This is a genomic window from Paraburkholderia polaris, from assembly GCF_012927345.1.
Taxonomy (GTDB): domain Bacteria; phylum Pseudomonadota; class Gammaproteobacteria; order Burkholderiales; family Burkholderiaceae; genus Paraburkholderia; species Paraburkholderia polaris.
The window spans coordinates 76,394-96,401 of the sequence record NZ_JABBGJ010000021.1; the positions used below are offsets into that span (position 1 = coordinate 76,394).

Annotated in this window: 21 protein-coding genes and 2 pseudogenes; 14 read left to right on the top strand and 9 right to left on the bottom strand. The window is 62.4% G+C overall.

Annotation, left to right across the window (positions count from 1 at the left end; all coding sequences use genetic code 11):
• Positions 1-93: 93 nt before the first annotated feature.
• From HHL24_RS20255 to HHL24_RS20285, 7 genes and pseudogenes are all read left to right on the top strand, one after another.
• Positions 94-489: a hypothetical protein gene (locus HHL24_RS20255; protein WP_169487200.1), complete on the top strand. Its 396-nt coding sequence runs from the start codon at positions 94-96 to the stop codon at positions 487-489.
• A gap of 284 nt (positions 490-773) precedes the next feature.
• A complete protein-coding gene (locus tag HHL24_RS20260; protein ID WP_169487201.1) occupies positions 774-1,769 on the top strand; it encodes a homoserine kinase in 996 nt (331 codons plus the stop codon).
• Positions 1,760-2,566, top strand: a complete 807-nt coding sequence (locus HHL24_RS20265) for a BPSS1780 family membrane protein (RefSeq protein WP_169487202.1) — start codon at positions 1,760-1,762, stop codon at positions 2,564-2,566. The genes HHL24_RS20260 and HHL24_RS20265 overlap by 10 nt, the downstream gene beginning before the upstream one ends.
• 340 nt (positions 2,567-2,906) lie before the next feature.
• Entirely contained in the window at positions 2,907-3,359 is a 453-nt protein-coding gene (locus HHL24_RS20270) for a MarR family winged helix-turn-helix transcriptional regulator (RefSeq protein ID WP_169487203.1), read from the top strand.
• Between the two features lie 173 nt (positions 3,360-3,532).
• Positions 3,533-3,952, top strand: coding sequence for an organic hydroperoxide resistance protein (locus HHL24_RS20275; RefSeq protein WP_169487204.1), 420 nt, complete (start codon positions 3,533-3,535; stop codon positions 3,950-3,952).
• A 302-nt stretch (positions 3,953-4,254) separates the two neighbouring features.
• The gene (locus HHL24_RS20280; RefSeq protein ID WP_169487205.1) at positions 4,255-5,754 is read left to right on the top strand and encodes a cryptochrome/photolyase family protein; all 1,500 of its coding nucleotides are present in this window, start codon (positions 4,255-4,257) and stop codon (positions 5,752-5,754) included.
• Between the two features lie 67 nt (positions 5,755-5,821).
• Positions 5,822-5,971, top strand: a pseudogene (locus HHL24_RS20285) (tryptophan-rich sensory protein); the annotation flags it as partial.
• Between the two features lie 97 nt (positions 5,972-6,068).
• Here the strand turns inward: HHL24_RS20285 and HHL24_RS20290 are convergent.
• Positions 6,069-6,245 (bottom strand): DUF3563 family protein, encoded by a 177-nt coding sequence (locus HHL24_RS20290; protein ID WP_120306126.1) that lies wholly within the window; start codon positions 6,243-6,245, stop codon positions 6,069-6,071.
• Between the two features lie 107 nt (positions 6,246-6,352).
• Positions 6,353-7,549 (bottom strand): extracellular catalytic domain type 1 short-chain-length polyhydroxyalkanoate depolymerase, encoded by a 1,197-nt coding sequence (locus tag HHL24_RS20295; protein WP_169487206.1) that lies wholly within the window; start codon positions 7,547-7,549, stop codon positions 6,353-6,355.
• Positions 7,550-7,908: 359 nt separating this feature from the next.
• Here HHL24_RS20295 and HHL24_RS20300 point away from each other — a divergent pair, with 359 nt between their 5' ends.
• Both HHL24_RS20300 and HHL24_RS20305 read left to right on the top strand, forming a co-directional pair.
• Positions 7,909-8,610: a phosphatase PAP2 family protein gene (locus tag HHL24_RS20300; RefSeq protein ID WP_169487207.1), complete on the top strand. Its 702-nt coding sequence runs from the start codon at positions 7,909-7,911 to the stop codon at positions 8,608-8,610.
• A 28-nt stretch (positions 8,611-8,638) separates the two neighbouring features.
• A pseudogene (locus HHL24_RS20305) lies at positions 8,639-8,872 on the top strand (substrate-binding domain-containing protein); the annotation flags it as partial.
• A gap of 22 nt (positions 8,873-8,894) precedes the next feature.
• Here HHL24_RS20305 and HHL24_RS20310 read toward each other — a convergent pair.
• Together HHL24_RS20310 and HHL24_RS20315 are read right to left on the bottom strand one after the other, a co-directional pair.
• On the bottom strand, positions 8,895-9,731 hold the full coding sequence (locus HHL24_RS20310) for a TOBE domain-containing protein (protein WP_169487208.1): 837 nt from the start codon (positions 9,729-9,731) through the stop codon (positions 8,895-8,897).
• Between the two features lie 245 nt (positions 9,732-9,976).
• Positions 9,977-10,360, bottom strand: coding sequence for a tautomerase family protein (locus HHL24_RS20315; RefSeq protein ID WP_169487209.1), 384 nt, complete (start codon positions 10,358-10,360; stop codon positions 9,977-9,979).
• A gap of 100 nt (positions 10,361-10,460) precedes the next feature.
• Here HHL24_RS20315 and HHL24_RS20320 point away from each other — a divergent pair, with 100 nt between their 5' ends.
• Positions 10,461-11,312 (top strand): LysR substrate-binding domain-containing protein, encoded by an 852-nt coding sequence (locus HHL24_RS20320; RefSeq protein ID WP_169487210.1) that lies wholly within the window; start codon positions 10,461-10,463, stop codon positions 11,310-11,312.
• A 295-nt stretch (positions 11,313-11,607) separates the two neighbouring features.
• Entirely contained in the window at positions 11,608-12,009 is a 402-nt protein-coding gene (locus HHL24_RS20330; protein ID WP_169487212.1) for a DUF2442 domain-containing protein, read from the top strand.
• A gap of 73 nt (positions 12,010-12,082) precedes the next feature.
• Here HHL24_RS20330 and HHL24_RS20335 read toward each other — a convergent pair whose 3' ends face one another.
• Positions 12,083-12,667: a hypothetical protein gene (locus tag HHL24_RS20335; RefSeq protein WP_230417517.1), complete on the bottom strand. Its 585-nt coding sequence runs from the start codon at positions 12,665-12,667 to the stop codon at positions 12,083-12,085.
• Between the two features lie 133 nt (positions 12,668-12,800).
• Here HHL24_RS20335 and HHL24_RS20340 point away from each other — a divergent pair, with 133 nt between their 5' ends.
• Complete coding sequence (locus tag HHL24_RS20340) at positions 12,801-13,238, top strand: MbcA/ParS/Xre antitoxin family protein (protein ID WP_169487214.1); 438 nt, start codon at positions 12,801-12,803, stop codon at positions 13,236-13,238.
• Positions 13,235-13,936, top strand: coding sequence for an RES family NAD+ phosphorylase (locus tag HHL24_RS20345; protein WP_169487215.1), 702 nt, complete (start codon positions 13,235-13,237; stop codon positions 13,934-13,936). The genes HHL24_RS20340 and HHL24_RS20345 overlap by 4 nt, the downstream gene beginning before the upstream one ends.
• Before the next feature lie 14 nt (positions 13,937-13,950).
• On the opposite strand, the gene HHL24_RS20350 is transcribed toward HHL24_RS20345, so the two are convergent.
• The 4 genes from HHL24_RS20350 to HHL24_RS20365 form a co-directional block, all read right to left on the bottom strand.
• On the bottom strand, positions 13,951-14,688 hold the full coding sequence (locus HHL24_RS20350) for a metallophosphoesterase (RefSeq protein WP_206002948.1): 738 nt from the start codon (positions 14,686-14,688) through the stop codon (positions 13,951-13,953).
• Between the two features lie 149 nt (positions 14,689-14,837).
• The gene (locus HHL24_RS20355; protein ID WP_169487217.1) at positions 14,838-16,265 is read right to left on the bottom strand and encodes a cytochrome c; all 1,428 of its coding nucleotides are present in this window, start codon (positions 16,263-16,265) and stop codon (positions 14,838-14,840) included.
• Between the two features lie 20 nt (positions 16,266-16,285).
• Positions 16,286-17,887 (bottom strand): GMC family oxidoreductase, encoded by a 1,602-nt coding sequence (locus HHL24_RS20360; RefSeq protein WP_169487218.1) that lies wholly within the window; start codon positions 17,885-17,887, stop codon positions 16,286-16,288.
• 120 nt (positions 17,888-18,007) lie between these two features.
• Entirely contained in the window at positions 18,008-18,667 is a 660-nt protein-coding gene (locus HHL24_RS20365; RefSeq protein ID WP_169487219.1) for a sugar dehydrogenase complex small subunit, read from the bottom strand.
• 366 nt (positions 18,668-19,033) lie between these two features.
• Here HHL24_RS20365 and HHL24_RS20370 point away from each other — a divergent pair, with 366 nt between their 5' ends.
• Entirely contained in the window at positions 19,034-19,696 is a 663-nt protein-coding gene (locus HHL24_RS20370; protein ID WP_169487220.1) for a DUF1345 domain-containing protein, read from the top strand.
• Positions 19,697-20,008: the final 312 nt, after the last annotated feature.

The window sequence follows — 20,008 nt, forward strand, 5'->3', positions numbered from 1 at the left end:
GCACGGCGCGCGAAAGCGGCGCAAAATAAGGCGGTCGCGCCCGTAGGCAAGGCTGGATTTGCTAGAATCGGGGCACCATATTGGAGAATCACCATGAAGCCGCTCCTTCCCGTCGCCGTTGCACTGGCCCTCGCCTTTGGCAACGCCGCGATGGCTGCCCAGCCTGTCGATGACACTCCGCCCCCCGGCGTACCCCAGTCCGCCAATGAACGGGCCGGTCTGCCTGACCTGGAGAAGATCAATCGTCCGGCCGCCGAGGTCAGCTCGAAGGTCGAAATCAACGTCCCGCGCACGCCGAGCTTCTACGAACGCAGCGCTAACGGCACCGAAATCACCGAATACCGCGACAAAGGCAAGCCCGTTGAAATCAACGTGCATTCGAATCTCGGCACGCGCTATCAGATGAGCGCGCCGCTCGACACCTCGCCCACCGTGCGCGACAACGGCCGCGCGAGCACGCGTTTGCCGTCGGTGAATCTGACTTATTGATGCATGCCGGGGCGGCGGCGCGGCGTAAGCCGCTCCCCTGGATCTAACGCGGCCCGCGGGTGTCGCCTCGGGTTTTCAGCCTGCGTGGCCGTTTACAGCACCGCCTGCAGCACGGCGATACCGCGTTGAATTGCCGCAGCGCTTTACGGCCCTGTCGGGTGATCAGGATGGCAGGCAACATTCGCTGCCTGATGGACCTTGATCGCGCTTTCTGCAACGCATTTGCCACACCTCGCACTGGTCGCATCGCGCCAGCCCGACTAACCTGATCCGACGTTTCCCGCATGGCTGTCTTCACCGCTGTCACCGAACCCCAACTAGCAGAATGGATGCGTCATTACGATCTCGGCGACGTCGTCGAGTTTCGCGGCATCCCGTCCGGTATTGAGAACAGCAACTTCTTTCTGACGACGACGCGCGGCGAGTACGTCCTCACGATTTTCGAAAAGCTGACGGCCGAGCAACTGCCGTTCTATCTCGATCTGATGCAACATCTGGCCGCGCACCGCGTGCCGGTGCCGGATCCCATGCCACGCGAAGACGGCGCGCTGTTCGGCACGCTGCATGGCAAGCCCGCCGCCATCGTGACCAAGCTCGAAGGCGCGCCGGAGTTGGCGCCGCAAGTCGAGCACTGCATCGAGGTCGGGCAAATGCTCGCGCGCATGCATCTGGCGGGGCGCGATTACCCGCGCTATCAGCCGAATCTGCGCAGCCTGCCGTGGTGGAAAGAAACCGTGCCGACCGTCCTGCCGTTCCTGGAAGGCGCGCAGCGCGACTTGCTGTCGTCCGAACTGGCGCATCAGGAGGCGTTCTTCGCCTCGGCGGATTACGCCGCGCTGCCCGAAGGCCCGTGCCACGCTGACCTGTTCCGCGACAACGCACTGTTCGCGCATGCTGCGCCGGAAACCGGCCACGAGGTGCGCCTGGGCGGCTTCTTCGACTTCTATTTCGCCGGCTGCGACAAGTGGCTGTTCGACGTCGCGGTAACGGTCAACGACTGGTGCGTCGACCTCGCCACCGGAATACTGGACGAAGCCCGCACCGAAGCCATGCTGCGCGCGTACCAGACCGTACGCCCTTTCACCGTCGAAGAAAACCGCCACTGGGGCGACATGCTGCGTGCGGGCGCGTACCGCTTCTGGGTCTCGCGCCTGTATGATTTTCATTTGCCGCGCGCGGCCGAACTGCTCAAACCGCACGACCCCGGCCATTTCGAGCGCATCCTGCGCGAACGCCTGACCGGCGTTGCACTTCCAGGCATTCATACCTCATGCAACTGATCGAAGTCCCCGCGAAAACCGGCTATGTCTGGTTCCGGCAGGGTATCTGGCTGTTCCGCAAGAACCCGCTCGCGTTTCTGACGCTGTTCTTCACCTATCTGCTGGTCATGACGCTGGCGTCGCAGATTCCGGTTATCGGCGGCGTGCTGCCGCTGGTCTTTATTCCGGGCGTTGCGGTCGGCTTCATGGCGGCATGCCGCAATACCATCGCGGGCAAGCCGGTGTTCCCGACCATTCTGGTGGACGGCTTTCACTCATACGGTCCTGCGGTTGCCAAACGTCTGCTGCTGCTGGGCGTGCTGTACGTCGTCGCGATGGCGCTGGTGCTGGCCGGCTCGGCACTCGCCGACGGCGGCATGTTGCTGAAGGTCATGCTCGGCGTCGCTACGATGGATCAGGATGCGATCGCCAACAGCAATATCCCGCTGGCGGTGATCACCGCATTCGCGTTCTACATCCCGGTCGCGATGATTTTCTGGTTCTCGCCGATTCTTACCGCGTGGCACGACGTGCCGCCCGTCAAGGCGATGTTCTTCAGCATCGTCAGTTGCTGGCGCAATCGTGGCGCGTTCATTGTGTTCGGCGCATTGTGGTTCGCAGTGGCGACGACCGTCTCGTTCGGCTTGTCCGCGCTGATGCAAGCGCTGGGCGCGGGCGACTTCGCGTTCGCGATCCTGATGCCCGCCACGATGATCGTCACGACCATGCTGTATTGCTCGTTCTACGCGACCTATCGCGGCTGCTTCGGCGTGCAAACACCTGAAGCGCCGGATTTGCCGACCACACCGGCGGCTTGAGCACCCGCGAGACTGTGGTTCAGGCGCGGGCGCTTTTTCGACGCCCGCGCGGTCCTGGTTCGGGACATTGTCCGGTTCCAACTTAGTATTCTCCGCAGTCTCGTCACAGCCGCTTGCACGCCTGCCTTAGTACCCTCCGCAGTCCCGCCACAGCCGGCTCGCACGCCCGCCTTAGTGGCCATGCACTCCAAGCCATAGCGCGCCCGGCACTCGCGCCACAGGGCGCCGCCCGCCTCCACAGCTGCGCCGAATCCCCGCCGCACTCGTCAACTTGCCCCGACTTGCGGCACAATGGTTTGCGCGCAATCGATTTGCACGCTCTTTTTACACGAGATGCAACATGACCCAGCGCCCCGCCTTGCCCTTCACGCTCGACGAGCAACTCTGCTTCGCGCTCTATTCGACCTCGCTTGCGATGACGAAAGCATACAAGCCGCTGCTCGACAAGCTCGGCCTCACCTATCCGCAATATCTGGCGATGCTGGTGCTCTGGGAAGCCGACGACGTCACGGTCAAAGACCTCGCCGCACGGCTGAATCTCGACTCGGCGACGGTCACGCCGCTTCTCAAGCGTCTCGAAGCGCAGGGCTACCTGGAAAGGGTGCGCGGCGTTGAAGATGAGCGGCTCGTCTATATCCGGCTCACGAAAGCCGGCACCGCGCTGAAACGCCAGGCACGCGAAGTGCCGGCAGAAATCTTCTGCGCGACCCAGCAGACGCCCGAATTCCTGCTCCGTCTGCGCGACGATCTGACGCGCCTGCGCAGCACACTCAACGATTACATGGACCACTAGCCGGCCTGCTTCAAAAAGCACGCTATCGGCACGATGCAAAAATTCATTTGCACACAAATGATTTGTGCACTATCTTTATCACATGCCGCTTCGATAAGGCTCCGCCAGAACGGCGGGCAAGCAAACAGCGGCAAGCATGCAGATCCTGATAACCCAGACAAAGGAGCAGCACAATGAACATCCTCTACAAGGCAAGCGCAACCAGCACCGGTGGCCGTGACGGCCGTGCTGTATCGTCGGACAATGCGTTGGACGTGAAGCTGGCGGCACCGCGTGAACTAGGCGGCACGGGCGCAGCGGGCACCAATCCGGAACAACTCTTTGCAGCCGGCTACTCGGCGTGTTTCCTGAGCGCGATGAAATTCGTCGCCGGCCAGCGCAAGCAGGCTTTGCCGTCTGACACGCACGTTACGGCAGAAGTGGGTATCGGCCCGAACGACAACGGCGGCTTCGCGCTCGACATCGATCTGCGCGTCTCCTTGCCGGGCGTCGCTGCTGACGCAGCCAAGGAACTGGTCGACGCAGCGCATCAGGGCTGCCCGTACTCGAACGCCACGCGCAACAACGTCGCGGTGCGTCTGCAAATCGCGTAAGCTGCAGCGGCTTCAACGAATTGCCAATGGATCGTTGACGCGCAGGGCACAACCGCGCCACCAGGAACACCGCCCGTACCCTGCAAACCAGGCGCGGGCGTTGTGCCGTTTTGCGGCGCGATAGGCATTCGCGGACGCGGCACGCAATGTGCACCATCAGTCCGACCATCACCTGCCGTCACGCGACTCCGCCCGTCGCTTTGTGAATAAACGCGCAGTTCAGTAATATCGTCGCCTGGCAGTTCATCATTGCGACGGTCGATGCTGCGCCGCGCAGCCATTCACCCTGACCCGCGATTCCGATGACACGCGTCCGACGCCTGAACGACACCTTCGATACCGGTCTGGTCTGGTTTCGCCGCGACCTGCGCAGCACGGACAACGCCGCGCTCTACTACGCGCTCAAGCATTGCGAGCGCGTCTGGTGCGTTTTCGTATTCGACACGACGATCCTGCAACCACTGATCGACGGCTGGCAAACCCGCCATCCGGATACGCAACCGCAAGACCGCCGCATCGAGTTCATTCTTGCTGCATTGGGCGAGTTGGACGAGGCATTGCGCGCCAAGGGCGGCGGCCTCGTCGTGCTGCACGGCGATCCCGCCGATCTCGTGCCAAGGCTCGCCGACGAACTCGGCGTCGATGCGATATTCACGAATCACGATTACGAACCGGTCGCGATCGAGCGTGACGAGACGGTGCGGGAGCGGCTGGCCGTTGCCGGCCGCCAATGGCTGACGTTTAAAGATCAGGTGATTTTTGAACGTGATGAGGTGCTGACAGGCCAGAACAAACCGTTCACGGTGTTCACGCCATATAGGAACGCATGGCTCAAGCAGCTGACGGCCTTCGATCTGAAGCCGTATCCGGTTGAGAGCTACGCGAAGCATCTGGCAGTACTGCCACCCAAGCTGGACCGCCAGTTGCCGACGCTCGATCAGCTCGGCTTCGCAGCGAGCAATCTCGCGGAGCTCAACTTGCCCACCGGCATGAGCGGCGCGCGACGCCTGCTCGACGACTTCATGAGCCGCATTGACAGCTATAAGGACCGGCGCGACTTTCCCGCCGTCAAAGGCCCGAGCTATCTATCGATGCATCTGCGCTTCGGTACTATCTCGATCCGCACGCTCGCGCGGTTCGCCCACGAGAGGTCACTACAGCCCGACGGGCAAGGCTCGGGCACGTGGCTTTCGGAGCTGATCTGGCGGGATTTCTACTTCATGATCCTCTCGCATCATCCGAGACTGGCGGCCGGCGCGTCATTCAAGGAAGAGTACGACCGGCTGCGCTGGGAGCAAGGCCCGGAAGCGGACGAGGCGTATGCCGCATGGTGCGATGGCCGCACCGGTTATCCGCTGGTCGACGCCGCGATGCTGCAACTGAACCGCACCGGCTACATGCACAACCGCCTGCGGATGGTGACGGCGAGTTTTCTGGTGAAGGATCTGGGGGTCGACTGGCGGCTCGGCGAGCGCTACTTCGCCGAACAATTGAACGACTTCGATTTCTCGGCGAACAACGGCGGCTGGCAATGGGCGGCATCGACGGGATGCGACGCGCAACCGTATTTCCGGATTTTCAACCCGATCACTCAATCCGAAAAATTCGACGCCGAAGGGCGCTTTATCAAACGCTACCTGCCCCAGCTTGCGAAACTGCCGGCCAAATGGATTCACGCGCCGTGGCTGGCGGGTGCGGAAAGGCTAGCCGAATTTGGCCTGATATTGGGCAAGGATTATCCCGCCCCGATCGTCGACCATACCGAAGCGCGGCAGCGTACGCTGGCCCGTTTCGGCAAGTAAGCGCTCGCTCACATCGTGTGATCGAAATATCTGAAGGAGACGGAAAGATGCGCCGTTTGCAGTAGCTACACGTGTTTTAGTGCTGATCGTCGCACTCACGCTTGCATTCTGGCAACGGGACCGCTGGGCAAGAGGACTACTAGTGCCCTATGTTGCCTTGGTGGCGTTCGCCGCGGTGTTGAATCACGCGTTGTGGCAATTGAATCCGGCTGTTTAAGCGTGTCTAGACGCTTCCAACAACGCAAAACAGCTTGGGCGCCTCACCCAAACATCGGCGTTCTTCAATACGCGCCGATGCTCCAAACTCGTGCAGCTTAGTGCTGGCTCATCCACGACGGCTGGCGGGTGGTCGCCTCGCGGTCCAGCTTGCGCATACGAAATTCCAGGTCGTACAGATCGGTTGCTTCTGCGAGGAAGGCGTCAGCGCGTTCTTTCGCGAGTTGATCGGGCGATTTGGTCAGGAACAGAAACAGGCGGCTAAGCAGATACATGGTCAACCTCGACAATGAATTTAGGCGGTAGCGCCTAAGGGATAACCCGTATTATAGGGAAAACCCTAGGGTTACGCCAATACTCATTTCGAAGTGTTGTTCCAACGTCACCGTGCGCCCGCCGAGGCTTCTGTGGCGGCGCTTTCAGAGATACGGCCGGCGCCCGTGCGGCGCTGATGCCTGAAGAATTCCCACACCATGGCGCTCGCGTCCGGACCTTTGGCGGAATGGAATGGTACGGCGTCGTCGCCACCGCTCCAGGCGTGCGCGAGCCCTTGCACACGGCACAGCCGCACCACGCGGCGGCCGCCGCGCAGATAATCGCGCATCACCACGCCACCCTTACGCTCTTCCTTGATTTCACCGGATTTGCGCGCGCCTTTCTCGTCGACGATCCGGTTCAGGCGGAGAAACTGCACCGCCAACTGGTCCGCATTGACCGGCGCGACCACATGGTCGATATCGCCGTGGAGAATGATGGCCGGCATGCCGGGGTAGTTAGCCACATTAACGAGTTCGTCGACCAGTTCGGCCGGCTCGCGACGCGCGCCGCGGCGCATCACGTCCATCGCCGCGATGCCGGAGCGAGCCTCCCCGAAAGCGGGGCCGGAATGCAGCGCGACCGCCGCGAAATGCTCCGGATAGTTGGCGGCCAGAAGCGCTGTCAGGCCGGCGCCGGCGGAGATTCCGGCGACATACACACGCTCGCTGTCGAAGCCATGCTGGGCAACCAGCGAATCGACCAGCGAGACGACCGCACGCGCCTCAGCGCCGCCCGCGCTGTCGCTGGCGTCGTACCAATGCCAGCAGCGATGCGAATGGACGTGCTTCGACTGTTCCGGATAGACCACGGCGAAGCCGAACCGGTCCGCGAGCACGTTCATCCGCGTGCCTTCGGCGAATTCGTCAATCGACTGGGTGCAGCCGTGCAGCATCACCACCAGCGGCATCGCCTCATGCGCATGGCCGGATGGGATATACAAACCGTATTGAAGGTGGTTGACGAGCCGCCCAGGCGCGGTAGGCGCCGAATGGAACGAGCGCGTCCACGAACCGCTCGCCCATGCCGAAGCACGCGGACGAACCCGAGACTCCCGTGGGGCAGCGCGCGGCGCTTCGCGTTTCGCGGATGCGCGCAGCGCGGCCGCCGGCTTGACCGGACGAACCTTGGCCGAAGGCTTGCTGGCGGCAGCGCGTGCCGGCCGCGTGGTGGTGCGCTTGGTGGTTGCGTGAGCGTGCTCAGTTTGAATGGCGAGCAGCCGCTTGAGACCTCGCAGCCAGATTTTCGATAGACTTTTTGCCATCGGCGGATAACCTCGCAAAAAGGGACAGGTGTCGCCCGATAGAACGACGCTTTGTTGTGCAATGCACAATAACACCAATCCTCATGCGATGCTGGAGGCCTAAACCTCTGTCGAGCACCGAATTTTCCGCCCGGCGAACCCTGCAGCAGCTACAACGTCAAATCTTTGCAAAGCTTGTTCGCCAACCGACGTCCCGTCACAAAAAAGCCTGGCGTGTGGCAAGTCTGGCCCGAAGCACCCGTCTATACTGGCGGATAAATAAGTTCGGAACACGCCTATGCGGCGTCGGCGATTCACGCCGTTCGCGCGTTAAACCTATTACCAACCCGATTCTACGCGGCCTTGGTCGCGCTTTTGCCATGCCCGATTTACCTGCCCATCTGTGGTACTCGATCACCAGCCTTGGCGGCGCCGGCATGACGCTGCCGCTTGCGTTCGCCATCGCGCTTTGGCTGGCGGTCGGCTATACGTGGCGCATGGCTGCCGGATGGTTGCTGCTGCTTGGCGCGGCCATCGGCATTGTGACCGTGACCAAGCTGGCCTTCCTCGGCTGGGGCGTCGGCGTGCGCGAACTGGATTTCACCGGCGTCAGCGGTCACGCCATGCTGTCTACCGCCGTCTACCCGGTCGCGCTGTTCCTGATGCTGCTGCCGGCGCGTCCGGCAATTCGTCTGCTGGGCGTCATACTTGGCTTGGCAGCGGGCATCGCAGTCGGCTTGTCGCGCGTCGTGCTGAGCGCTCACTCGCCGTCTGAAGCCGTCACCGGTTGCCTCGTCGGTGCACTGGCGGCGCTAGTCTTCGTGCGCATGGCATGGAATCTTGAGCCGGGCCGGTTGTCGGCGTTGCCCGTCACCGCCAGTCTGATGATCCTCGCGGTGCTGATGCATGGCGTGCACGTGCCGACGCAACGCTGGGTCACGCATATCGCGCTGAAGGTGTCCGGTCACGACAGGCCGTTCATCCGCGCCAAGTGGAGGGCCGTGCGTGACGTACGCCCCGCCACGGCGCCGCTTTCGCAAACGCTCAACACGCTTACGCCGCCGAATTCGTCGGACGTCTGAAGCACGCTCGAGCGATTGCTCGTCCGGCGACGTGTTCGCCTCCGCGAACCAGAAAGCGATGGACAAGGCGGCCGCGGAAATAGTGATCGTTCCGGCCACGCGCAAGGACTTCGCCGCCAATTCGCTGGTGCTGATCGTGCCGGCCGACATCCGTTTCGCGCCGGTCTCGCTGAACGATCTGGCGTCGGCGAATGTGAAGCGTGTGGCTTATGGTGATCCGGCCTCGGTGCCGATTGGCCGCTATGCGCAAGGCGCGCTGCAAGAACTTTGAGAACCGCAGCCCCTCAATCCTTCACCCCAAGAATCACGCTCGATGCCTTGAATACCGCGACCGCGGTCCCGCCTTCCACAAGGCCGAGCGTATCGACGCTTTCATTCGTGACGACCGCGGTAATCACCGCGCCGCCGTCCAGCACTAACGACACCTCCGCGTTGACCGCCCCGCGCTTTACGCTCTGCACAGTGCCGCGCAACTGATTGCGCGCGGACAGTTGCAGCGGCGCGCCGCTTTCGTTCTCCACGAGCAGCACCACCCACGACGCCTTGATCAACGCGAACGCCGCCGAGCCCACCGCGAGCCCCAGCGTCTCGGTACTTTCATGCGTGACTACCGCGACAATCGCGTGGCCGCCGGTCAATGCCAGCGACACTTCGTCATTGACGGTGCCGCGCGTGATCGCCGACACCGTTCCATAAAGCTGATTGCGCGCGCTCGTTTTCACGCCGATGCGGCCGATCAGATCCCAATCCGTCGCAAAGCCATCGATCGCCGCGCCCGCGCGTTCGAGAAAACGCCGATGCTCGCGCTCGACCGCCCGAAACGTATCGATCAGCTTCACCGCGCGAGGTGTGAGCGTCGTGCCGCCACCGCCTTTGCCGCCGGTCGAGCGTACGACGAGCGGCTCGCCGGCGAGGTTATTCATCGTGTCGACGGCGTCCCACGCGCCTTTGTAGCTCATGCCGACGGCTTTCGCCGCACTGGTGATCGAACCGGTCTCGCCGATCGCCGTGAGCAGCGCGATCCGCGACGCGCCGCCGAGCGTTTGCGCGCCCGCCTTAAACCAGACGGAGCCGCCAAGTTCAAGGGCTTCGTGGGACGGATCGACGCGGTCGGATGTCATGGCGGCGGTGGGTCAGGAAAGGACAGCGAATCATTATAGCGACGCAGCGCCCCTTTAACGGCCACCCGCATAGCGCGGCGCTGCGCGTGGCCGTTGGGGTGATCGATACGATTGCGTGATGAACGCCGTGTATCTAAACCACGAGCGGGCGGCCGGGCCGACTGGCTTCGCCGCCCGTTTTGCGTGACGTGCGGCGCATGGCCGCCTGCCTCAAATACCCGCCGCCCATTGCATTCGTCAGCCACTCAAACCGCGTACTGCGCGATCCCGTTCCCGAACGACCAGTTCTCCTTCAGCACCTCGACGAGATTGATGAACACATCCTCTCGTCGCAGTCCCGGCGACTCCGCCAGTTCATCCGCCATGCGCTTGTACAGCGCCTTCTTTTGTTCGAGGGTGCGCGTGTTGTTCAACGTGATCTGAATCACCACGAGATCGTCGCTGCGTTCGATGTTCAGATACTGCTTGTCGTACACAAAATTGCTCGCCTCGTGCTCGGTGATGAGCATGAAGATGTCGTCTTTCGGCACATTGAACGTGTCCACCAGCGAACGCTGAATGCTGTCCGTCAGCGCCTTCCGGTATTCCGCCGGCTTGCCGGCGCGCAATGCGATTCGTGTGAGCGGCATGGTGAAACTCCTTGGTTGCAGTGATTGGGTAAACACAGCTTAGGCGCGCTCAGTCATAATGAACAGCCATCATTGGCTATTTCATCCATATTCAACCGAAATGAAAGTTCTCGATCTCGATGCAGTGCGCGCCTTCGTGCTGGTCGCCGATCTGCACAGCTTCACGCGGGCTGCCGACGCGCTCGACACCACGCAATCGGCCGTCAGCTTGAAACTCAAGCGGCTGGAGGCGCATCTCGGCAAGCAGTTAGTGGAGCGCACGCCGCGCGTCGTGCGTCTTTCCGCAGACGGCAACGCGTTCCTTGGCGCAGCCCGCGATCTGCTGAACGCGCATGAGCGGGCGCTGGGTTCGCTGTCGGTGGAGCGTCGGCGGCTCACGCTGGGGCTGAGTGAGCATGTCGCGGGAACCAATCTGCCGCAGTTGCTTGCGCGGCTCAACGCGCACGATCCGGGTCTGGTGGTCGAATTGCATCTGGGCAGGTCGGCAGCGCTGCTCGCGCAATTCGACGAACGGCGCCTCGACGCGGTGATCATTCGCTATGGTGCCGACGAGCCGCCGCGTGACGACGCACAGGTACTGTTCAGCGAGCCGCTTGGCTGGCTCGCTATGCCGGAATGGCTGCCGCGCGTCGGCGAACCGTTGGCATTGGCGCTGCTGAGTCCGCCGTGCAACGTGCGCGACGTCGCGTTGCACACGCTGAATGAGGCGGGGCTTGCATGGCAGGAAGTGTTCGTCGGCGGCGGCGTGGCGGCGGTCGGCGCCGCTGTCGCGGCCGGTCTAGCCGTGTCGCCGCTGGCGCGCAGAGTAGCGCCGCGAGGGTTGGTCGATGTCGGTGCCCGGCTGGGTTTGCCTCAGCTGCCCGAATCGCGCGTGACCTTGCATTCGCGAGTGAGGGATAAGCGGTCGATGGAGACGTTGCGGTTGGTGACGAATGGGTTGGCAAGCGCTTGAAGCATTCGGCGCTTTATCATGAAAACCCAAGCGGCTAGGGTATATAATGGCAGCTATGCCCATCATCGCCCGGATCGAGGGGCTGATCGTGGTTATCTACCCTCATGATCACGCTCCGCCTCATGTTCATGTTCTCGGTCCGGATGGTGAGATTATCTTTATCTTGAATTGTCCCGACGGCCCGGTTTCCATCCGCGATGGCTCGAGGGTATTCAGAACGCGAAGCGCGCCGGCTGGCAAAACGCATTAACGAAATGGTGCCGTTCCTGTGCTCCGCATGGAAAGGAATCCACGCATGAACAGCAGTGAAGAATGGCGGCTTGCGCGGGAACGCGGCGCCGAAACTGCCAAGCGTCCTGCCGCGCGCAGCGCATGCTATAAGCCGCGCACCAAACGGCTCGAAATCACGCTGACCAATGACATTTCGCTGTTGGTGCCAGTCGCCTATATCGAGGGTTTGCACAACGCGTCGGCAGCGGATTTGCGCTCGATTGAGATTTTCGGTCTCGGTTCGGCGCTCGTTTTTCCGGCGCTCGACGTCGTCGTGTCGGTGCATGGCCTTATCGACGGTGTATTCGGCTCGAAAGCATGGATGCGCGATATCGGCCGCAGCGGCGGCAGCGTGAAATCCGAGGCGAAATCGGCTGCAGCCCGCGAGAATGGCAAGAAAGGTGGCCGTCCGCGTAAAGCGGCATGAAGCGGCGAGGCGGCGGTGCCCTAGGTTCGCCGGGGACTAAGGCCAAACGCAAACGCGGCGCCTGAACCAGAGCTCAGTGGAGAATCGGCGGCAACGAGCCGCTGCTTGCCGTAGCAGGATTAGCGGTTGCGGCCGCGGGGCTCGCCGTTACGTTCGCGGCCTTGGCAGGCGCGTTCGTGGGGACGCCAGCCGGTTTGGCCGCGCCGGTTTTCGCCGCAACCTCGACCATGTGAGCATGCGCTGTATGGCCTTGAACCAGGTTGGCGCGCATGATCCTGCCTTGACCCGGTTTAGCCTGAGCAATGTGCGCGTGCGGCTTTTTACCCTGTGCCACCACGACTGCCTTCGACTTTTGCTTGCCCGCGCCCTTGACCACGCCGCCGTGGGTAACATTCTTGGCCGTGACCTTCTTCACGCCGCCATGAGCCGCCGCCTTGGCGCCGTTCTTCGACGCCGACGCAACCCGCTGAGTGCTATGTTGAGCGCTCGCCGCGTGCTTCGAACCCGCCTTCGCGGCAGCGGTAGATTTAATCTTTGCGGCACCCGTCGTTTTCTTTGCGTGCTTCGCCAGATGCCCGGTCGACTCGGGCGGATTCCACACTTCCGCATAACCCGCAGCGATTGCCGCGCCGGACACACACCACACTGCAATTGCCATTGCTACTGCTCGAACCCACATCTCCTGCTTCTCCTGATCTTCGGCTTCATAACGAGCCGGGATTATATTCTCTTGCAAAAATCCACTTTTAGACTAATATAAATTTTAAGTACATATAAGGACTCACCCACTCATGGCTCACGCTGCCCGCGCCACCCAGCCCGAACCGCCGATCCGCCGGCCGGTTTCGGAACCCACGCTCACCGAAATGTCGGCGGCAGGCCTGCGCGCGTTCTTCAACATCGCACGAGACTGGGACTTGAGCGCCGAAGAGCAGATCGTGTTGCTGGGCTCGCCGGGCCGCTCCACCTACTTCAAATGGAAATCCGCACCGGCGACAGCACGTCTGGGACGCGACACGCTGGAACGCCTGTCGCTGCTGCTTGGCATCTATAAGGCGCTGCAAATCCTGCTGCCGCAGCCCAGCGCCGCCGACACCTGGATCAAGCGCCCCAACAGCGCGCCGCCGTTCGGCGGCCGCCGCGCGCTGGACCGCATGCTGGCCGGCAACATCAGCGATCTCGTGGCCGTGCGCCAGTATCTCGACGCGATGCGAGGCGGCTGGGCGTGACAGAACCGCATTGGCAGCACCGCTGGCGCAGCGCGCCGCTCGACTGGTCGCCCGCGTATCGCGTGATTCCGACGCGCTTTCCGGCCGTCAATCTTTTCGACCGGGTCGCATCGCCCGAAGATTTCGACGCCCTCTACGCGCTCGAAGCGATGACCAACGACCGCTTGCGCACCGAAGTCGGCGAACTCGATCTGGTGCCACGCGAAGAGCGCCGTTTCGGCCCGGGATACGGACCGATCATGGCGGCGTTAACGCACCTGAATCCGCTCGGCAGCCGCTTCTCGGACGGCACGTATGGCGTGTTCTATTGCGCCCGTTCGCGTGCCACGGCGATCGCCGAGACGCGCTATCACACCGGAAAATTTCTGCAGGCGACCGCCGAGCCGCCCATGCGGCAGCAGATGCGGCTCTACACGGTGGCGGCGCGAGGCAACGTGGTCGATATCCGCGCCGACGAATCGCTCGATGTGGCGGTGCTCTCGCCCGACGACTATGTCGCCGGACAATCGCTCGGCCGTGCCGTGCGCGAGGCCGGCGCGCCGGGCATTGTGTATCCGTCGGTGCGGGATGACGAAGGCGAGTGCCTCGCCGCGTTCAGAACCACGCTGCTGCGCGACTGCCATCACGCGGCGTATCTGGAATACAACTGGAACGGCACGAGCATCGATATCGTGTTCGAGCTCAATCAGGTGGGCTAAGCGACTCGCAACAATCACGGCAACGCCAACGCTGCCGCCCCGCTCTCTCGCGCTGCCTCAACCGAGATCGACCAGCGCCGCAACGCCTGAGGCTCCACGATTGTCAGCTTGCCGCCGGGCCCGAATGCGCCGGTGTCGATGAAAACCTGTGAGCCGATCTGCTGGATGTCGCGCATCGGCGTATGGCCGCAATAGGTCAGCGAAAGGCCGCGCTGCCGCTGCGGATCGCCATTGCCCAAGGCCAGATCGCGACCCCACAGTAATTGCTGGCGGGTTTCGTCGGAAAAATTCCCGGCGTCGAGTTCGGCGTCCGTGCCGAAGAATTCGGCATGCAGAATATTGAAGCGCTCCTTACCGCTGCCGACCACACGCACGAGCGGTAGCGCCCGCAGAGGTTCGGCGTATTGCTGCAAACGTTCGTCGGACAAATTCGCCGCCCATATGCCACCGATTCCATACCACCACTGACGCCGCACACGCCCATCGGCGACGGCGCACAAGGTGTCTTCGTGATTGCCGAGCACCGCGTGAAACCACGGCTTGTCGAGCAGTGCCAACGCCTGCTCGGAATGTTCGCCGCGGTCCACCAGATCGCCGACCGAAAAGAGCCGGTCGCGCGCCGGGTCGAACGCGATGTCGCGCAGCAAATAGCGCAGCGCATCGACACAGCCATGCAAATCGCCGACGACAAAGTCGCGGCCGCTCTGATTGGCCGGATGATGCTGGACGGAGTTGACGAGTACGGAAGCCATTCGCTCATGATAATGCGGCATCCGCAAGTGCGTATGCGCGTTGCCCATCTTTTCCCGGCGTCCCCGCTTCGCTCAAATGGCGTAGAAATGACGCAAAAACGACACATTCCCGGCATGAATTACCGAAAAATGCGCCGCCCGCGACGCTGTTATTGCTGTCCGCGCAGCTTGGCCACCTGATCCACCGTCACCGTAGACTGCGGATTACCGAACTGTTTGGTCACATAGTTCGTGATAGCCGCCACTTGATCGTCGGTGAGCTGGGTGCCGAACGCGGGCATCAGCACGTCAGCCTGTTTCGTCGTACGACTGACGCCGTGCAGGATCACCATCGCCAGATTGTTGGCGTCGCTTGCGCCGACCGCCGAGTTGTGGATTAGCGACGGATACGCACCCGGCGCGCTTGCACCGACGCCCTGACCGGTCCAGTTATGGCACGTCGCGCAATTGGCGATGAACAGCTGCGCACCGTTCACCGCATGAATCGTGGTGCCGCGCAACGAGGTGACGTCGTCGACGGCGGGATTGCCCCACTGGTCGCGCGGACGCGATTCTCCGCCGTTGATCGGCGGCACCGAGCGCAAATACGTGACGATCGAGCCGATGTCCTCGTGCGTCAGATACTGCGTGCTGTCTGTCACCACCTCGGCCATTGGGCCCGCCGCATTGGCGCGGCCCGGCGCTGTGCCGGTCGACAGATACGCCGCCAGTTCGTCATCGCTCCAATTGCCCACGCCGCTGTTCTTGTCCGATGTGATGTTGTGCGCATGCCAGCCGGCCTGGACCGCACCGGAGAAGCGCGAACTCGTCTTCAAACCCTGTGTGAAATTGCGCGGCGTATGGCATTCCTCGCAATGCGCGAGACCTTGGACCAGATACGCGCCGCGGTTCCACTCGGCGCTTTGCTTCGGATCGGGGACGAAACGGCCTTCGTCGAAATTGAACAGATTCCAGAACACCATCATCCAGCGCTGGTTGAACGGAAATTTCAGGCTATTGCTCGGCGGTGCGTAGTGGATCGGCGTCAGCGTGTTCAGATACGCGCGAATCGCCAGCACGTCCTGATCGGTGACTTTGGTGTATTCCGCGTACGGGAAGGCCGGATACAACCGCTCGCCACTCTTGCCGATACCTTCATGCATCGCGCGCAGAAAATCGGCGTCACTCCATTGGCCGATGCCGGTGTCCGGGTCGGGCGTGATGTTCGGCGTCACGATCGTGCCGAACGGCGTGTTGATCGGCAGGCCACCCGCGAACGGGCGGGTTTTGTCAGCCGTGTGGCAGGCGACGCAGTCGCCGGCGCGCGCAAGGTATTCACCGCGTTTCACGAGATCCCCGCTGACCGCCACCGTCGGTGTGGCCGCCGCATTGGCCGGTTGCGAGGCATCGTCCGCGCGAGCCTGCGTGATCGGCAGTTCGTCGTTATGTCGCGCAGATGGCCCGTACGCTTCGTGCCAGGCGACATACAGCGCAAACAGCGAAAAGATGGCCGCTAGCGTCGCCACCCGAAAGCGGCGACGACGCGTGTTCTGAACAAGCGCATTGGCCGGCTGGACGCGAGCGGTGTTCTTCGTCATTGTGGCTCTCCGTTCAGGGCTCAGATTTCACGCTTGAGCTTGTCGGCCAGTTTCAGCGACAAGGCCGCGATCGTCAGCGTGCAATTGACGGAGGCAGCAGTCGGCATCACGCCGCTGCTGGCGATGAACAGATTGGAGTGATCGTGCGTGCGGCAATCCGCGTCGACGACCGAATCCCCGGGATCGCTGCCCATGATGGTGGTACCCATGATGTGATTGTTCGGCGCGAACGTATCGTCGAACGAGACCTCGGCGCCGCCGAACAGCGAGGCGATCTGCGCATACAGTTCATGCGTGTTCGCCGCGCTCTTCTTCACGTAGTCGTTGATCGAGTAGTAGATCTCGGGCTGCGAAATACCGAGTGCGTCCTTGTGATCCGCCGAAGGCACCACGCGGTTCTGCGGCTCCGGCAGATGCTCGTGAAAGCTGTTGATGTTCAGCGTGCGTGCTGCGCGGTCGCGGATCTGCCGGTCGAGCTCGGCGCCGGTGAGGCCTTTTTTCAGCAGGTCGGCGGTCACGCCCATAGTTGGCACACCGTTCGACAGATGCAGCTTTTTCGCAGCGTAATCGGAGCGGAAGGCGCCGTCGCGGAAGTTGACAATCGAGGTCATCTCCATCGGCCCGCGTCCGGGCCACAGCGGTTCGTTGGCGAGGAAGGTGACGCCTGTGCCCGGATGGTCCATCAGGTTACGGCCCACCTGGTCGGAGCTGTTGCCAATACCGTGCGGGAATTTGTCGGTGGTCGACATCAGCATCAGCTTCGGCGTTTCGATGCCGTTTGCGGCGAGCACGAACAGCTTGCCCGTCACGCGTGTGCTGTTGCCGTTCGGGTCCTTGTAGTGGACGGCCGTGATGAGCCCTTTGTTGTCCGCTTCGACGCGGTACACGACCGCCTCGGGGATCAGCTTCGCGCCGGCCTGCTCGGCCTTCTCCGCATGCACCACGCCGTTGTACATCGCCGCGATCGGGCAGATCGGCATGCAGTTGTTGTTGCCGCAGCAAGTGGGCCGCGCATCGTACGGACGGCTGTTGCGCGCCACCGGTTCGGGCACCACCTTGAAGCCCCGCGCGTTGAGCACGTCGCTAAAGCGCTGATCCATGTACGAGAGCGGCAGTTGGCTCATCGGATAAGGCTTCGAGCGCGGCGAACCGAGATCGACCGTGTTGTCCGGCCCGGAAACGCCCAATTGCATTTCAGCCGCCGAATACCACGGCTCCAGTGTTTCATACGGATAAGGCCAATCACGCCCTACGCCATACAGCTTGTGCAACTGGAAGTCCGACGGCAACAGCCGCCACGCAGCGGCCGCCCAGTGCCACGTCGTGCCGCCGACCAGCCGCACATACTGTGAGTTGTACGGATAGTCGCCCTTCTGGATCAGGTAATTGTTGGCGGGCGCGTACTCGGGATGCGGCGCGTACGGCGTGGATGGATATGGCGTCGCGAAGTCGGACTTGGCAGGTGAGTTGCGGAAGTTCTCGACGATCTGCCAGCGCGGAACGCGCGGCCCGGCTTCGAGCAAAATCACCGACGCACCGGCCAACGCCATCTGATGTGCAACCAGCCCGCCTGCCACGCCCGACCCGACTACGACGATGTCGGCGGAATTTGAGTTTGCCATTGTTGCCCTCTTCTTCTGGCTTATCGTTGCTTGCTGGTCCCGCGTGCCGGCGTTTCGTCGAACGACTTGATCAAACGATACGGCGCCACGACGATATGGCACGCGCGAGAGGAACGTCGTTCAGGCGCTCAACGGCTTCTGCGTCCAGTAGAACGGCACGTCGCGGCAATAGGACGGAATCGTCAGCACGTCCTTGACCGGCTCGAACATCAGCGCTTTTTCATAAGCGACCACGTCCACATGCGGCATGTCGCCCACGAGACCGAGATACCACGCGCGCATGATCGCGCTTACGGACTTGGCGAGCGCCGGCTGATCGGCCTGCAATGCCTGCGTGACGGTATCGGACGGCACACCGCCATGACCTTGCAGCCACGTGTTGAGGGCGGCGACGTTCTGGGAAAACTGGCTGTCGGATTTGCCGAGGGCGTCGTAGACACGTTTGCCGAGCACGGCGTCGAAGCCCGTGCGACCGGTAAGACGCTCTGAGAGCGCAAGGAAGGCATCGAGTCCGCCGCCGGCGGGCGCATCGGCGAACGCAGGGGCGATCCACGAGAGCGAGCGGCCCGCACCGGCGAACGCGAGCGCGGCGGCAGTGGCGCATGCGCCCAGCACCCATACTCTGCGCGAGGCCGAGAACGAAAACGAACGCGAGGCTTGAAGCGAAGGCGACTGCGAAGGCCTCAGCGAAGAAGGCAACGAAGACGAAGTTGGCGCCGAAAACCCGGCTGAATGCGTCACTGCGTGGTGCGCATCTTTGTTCTTAGAAACATCTGTCATGGGGGCTCCAGATGGTGAGTCGATCGTGAGTCATTCTCAACGGGCAACGCGGCCGTGGCGTGATACCGCTCGCGCGTTACGTTGATTTCTCTACCCCAAACCTGGTCTGGCGCCGCTTAAGCGGTCTTGTGCGGCTGCATGATGCCGATGCGAGCCGCATTACGTTGTGCTGATGACAGCCTTGTGAAACAGCTTCACTGCGCGGCGTGCAAGGCGAAAAGCGTATTGCCTGCCAATCGGCTTTCAACTGAAAGCGGCGCGCAAGGCCGTTGCGAAAGACTATAGCGTGTGACTCACCCATTCGACAAATGGTGCCCGAAGCGCGAGTAGAATCCGCGACACGGACGTTCTTCCACTCTCGACCTCATGCTCACAAAATATTATCCGCAGGTTCTTCGCAATCGACCACGCATGCTGATCGGCCTCGCCGTCGGTCTCGTGGCCGCGCTGGTGCTCCCCGAACACACACGCCCCATGGTGCGTGTTCTGGCCGCCTGGGATGCTGCGGTGTGGATCTATCTCGTGCTGATCTGGGTGCACATGGCCTTCGCCGACGAAGGCCGTGTCCGCGAATTCGCACGGCGCGACGATGAAAACGCAGGCGTGGTGCTGGTCGTGATCTGCATCGCAACGATCGCCAGTATTGCCGCAATCGTGCTCGAACTCGCTTCGGCGAAAGGCACGGCCGGCGCCTCGACTGCATGGCACTACGTGTTGACCGGCCTCACGATGATCGGCGCATGGTTCATGATCCCGACCATTTTCACGTCGCACTATGCGAGGATTTACTACGACGCGGATGCAACGGAGACCGCCCTGCTGTTTCCCGACCACGCGCTCCAGCCGGACTACTGGGACTTCCTGTACTTCTCGTTCACCATCGCCGTGGCCTCGCAAACCTCGGATGTCGTACTGCGCTCCCGCACGATTCGCCGCGCGGCGCTCGCGCAATCGATTCTGTCGTTCTACTTCAACGTCGCCGTGCTGGGCTTGTGCGTGAACATCGCAGCGGGCCTGGTCGGCTCTTGACCCGCCCTTCTTCACTGAAAGTCTTTTCCCTCGCAACGCTTGCCCCGCCGGCCGCCGCTTCGCCTTTTGCGGCCCCGGCAGGCGGCGCACTCCGCCCCGTGTAAAACCCGGACGATGCCCGTCCGTTTTACACGCAGGCTGTCCGCCAACGCGCCCTCGCCTCTTCTGGCCGCCGTTCGCGCCTCCCAGTAGGGCGCGCAGGGCACAGGCTTCCCCACCCCTTCGCTTCAGTCCAAAAACGCACTGGCACAACGTTTGCTGCGTCTTGCGAATAGTTCTGGCCGGACCCGTGCCATCGACGCCTGGCGTCAA

Excerpts from the sequence above, each read along its gene's own strand:
- HHL24_RS20255 (WP_169487200.1), top strand. The coding sequence starts at position 94 with ATGAAGCCGCTCCTTCCCGTCGCCGTTGCACTGGCCCTCGCCTTTGGC.
- HHL24_RS20360 (WP_169487218.1), bottom strand. The coding sequence starts at position 17,887 with ATGGCAAACTCAAATTCCGCCGACATCGTCGTAGTCGGGTCGGGCGTG.
- HHL24_RS20310 (WP_169487208.1), bottom strand. The coding sequence starts at position 9,731 with ATGACATCCGACCGCGTCGATCCGTCCCACGAAGCCCTTGAACTTGGC.
- HHL24_RS20260 (WP_169487201.1), top strand. The coding sequence starts at position 774 with ATGGCTGTCTTCACCGCTGTCACCGAACCCCAACTAGCAGAATGGATG.
- HHL24_RS20265 (WP_169487202.1), top strand. The coding sequence starts at position 1,760 with ATGCAACTGATCGAAGTCCCCGCGAAAACCGGCTATGTCTGGTTCCGG.
- HHL24_RS20295 (WP_169487206.1), bottom strand. The coding sequence starts at position 7,549 with ATGGCAAAAAGTCTATCGAAAATCTGGCTGCGAGGTCTCAAGCGGCTG.
- HHL24_RS20320 (WP_169487210.1), top strand. The coding sequence starts at position 10,461 with ATGAAAGTTCTCGATCTCGATGCAGTGCGCGCCTTCGTGCTGGTCGCC.
- HHL24_RS20350 (WP_206002948.1), bottom strand. The coding sequence starts at position 14,688 with ATGGCTTCCGTACTCGTCAACTCCGTCCAGCATCATCCGGCCAATCAG.
- HHL24_RS20300 (WP_169487207.1), top strand. The coding sequence starts at position 7,909 with ATGCCCGATTTACCTGCCCATCTGTGGTACTCGATCACCAGCCTTGGC.
- HHL24_RS20290 (WP_120306126.1), bottom strand. The coding sequence starts at position 6,245 with ATGTATCTGCTTAGCCGCCTGTTTCTGTTCCTGACCAAATCGCCCGAT.
- HHL24_RS20370 (WP_169487220.1), top strand. The coding sequence starts at position 19,034 with ATGCTCACAAAATATTATCCGCAGGTTCTTCGCAATCGACCACGCATG.
- HHL24_RS20340 (WP_169487214.1), top strand. The coding sequence starts at position 12,801 with ATGGCTCACGCTGCCCGCGCCACCCAGCCCGAACCGCCGATCCGCCGG.
- HHL24_RS20270 (WP_169487203.1), top strand. The coding sequence starts at position 2,907 with ATGACCCAGCGCCCCGCCTTGCCCTTCACGCTCGACGAGCAACTCTGC.
- HHL24_RS20330 (WP_169487212.1), top strand. The coding sequence starts at position 11,608 with ATGAACAGCAGTGAAGAATGGCGGCTTGCGCGGGAACGCGGCGCCGAA.
- HHL24_RS20335 (WP_230417517.1), bottom strand. The coding sequence starts at position 12,667 with ATGGCAATTGCAGTGTGGTGTGTGTCCGGCGCGGCAATCGCTGCGGGT.
- HHL24_RS20365 (WP_169487219.1), bottom strand. The coding sequence starts at position 18,667 with ATGACAGATGTTTCTAAGAACAAAGATGCGCACCACGCAGTGACGCAT.
- HHL24_RS20355 (WP_169487217.1), bottom strand. The coding sequence starts at position 16,265 with ATGACGAAGAACACCGCTCGCGTCCAGCCGGCCAATGCGCTTGTTCAG.
- HHL24_RS20315 (WP_169487209.1), bottom strand. The coding sequence starts at position 10,360 with ATGCCGCTCACACGAATCGCATTGCGCGCCGGCAAGCCGGCGGAATAC.
- HHL24_RS20275 (WP_169487204.1), top strand. The coding sequence starts at position 3,533 with ATGAACATCCTCTACAAGGCAAGCGCAACCAGCACCGGTGGCCGTGAC.
- HHL24_RS20280 (WP_169487205.1), top strand. The coding sequence starts at position 4,255 with ATGACACGCGTCCGACGCCTGAACGACACCTTCGATACCGGTCTGGTC.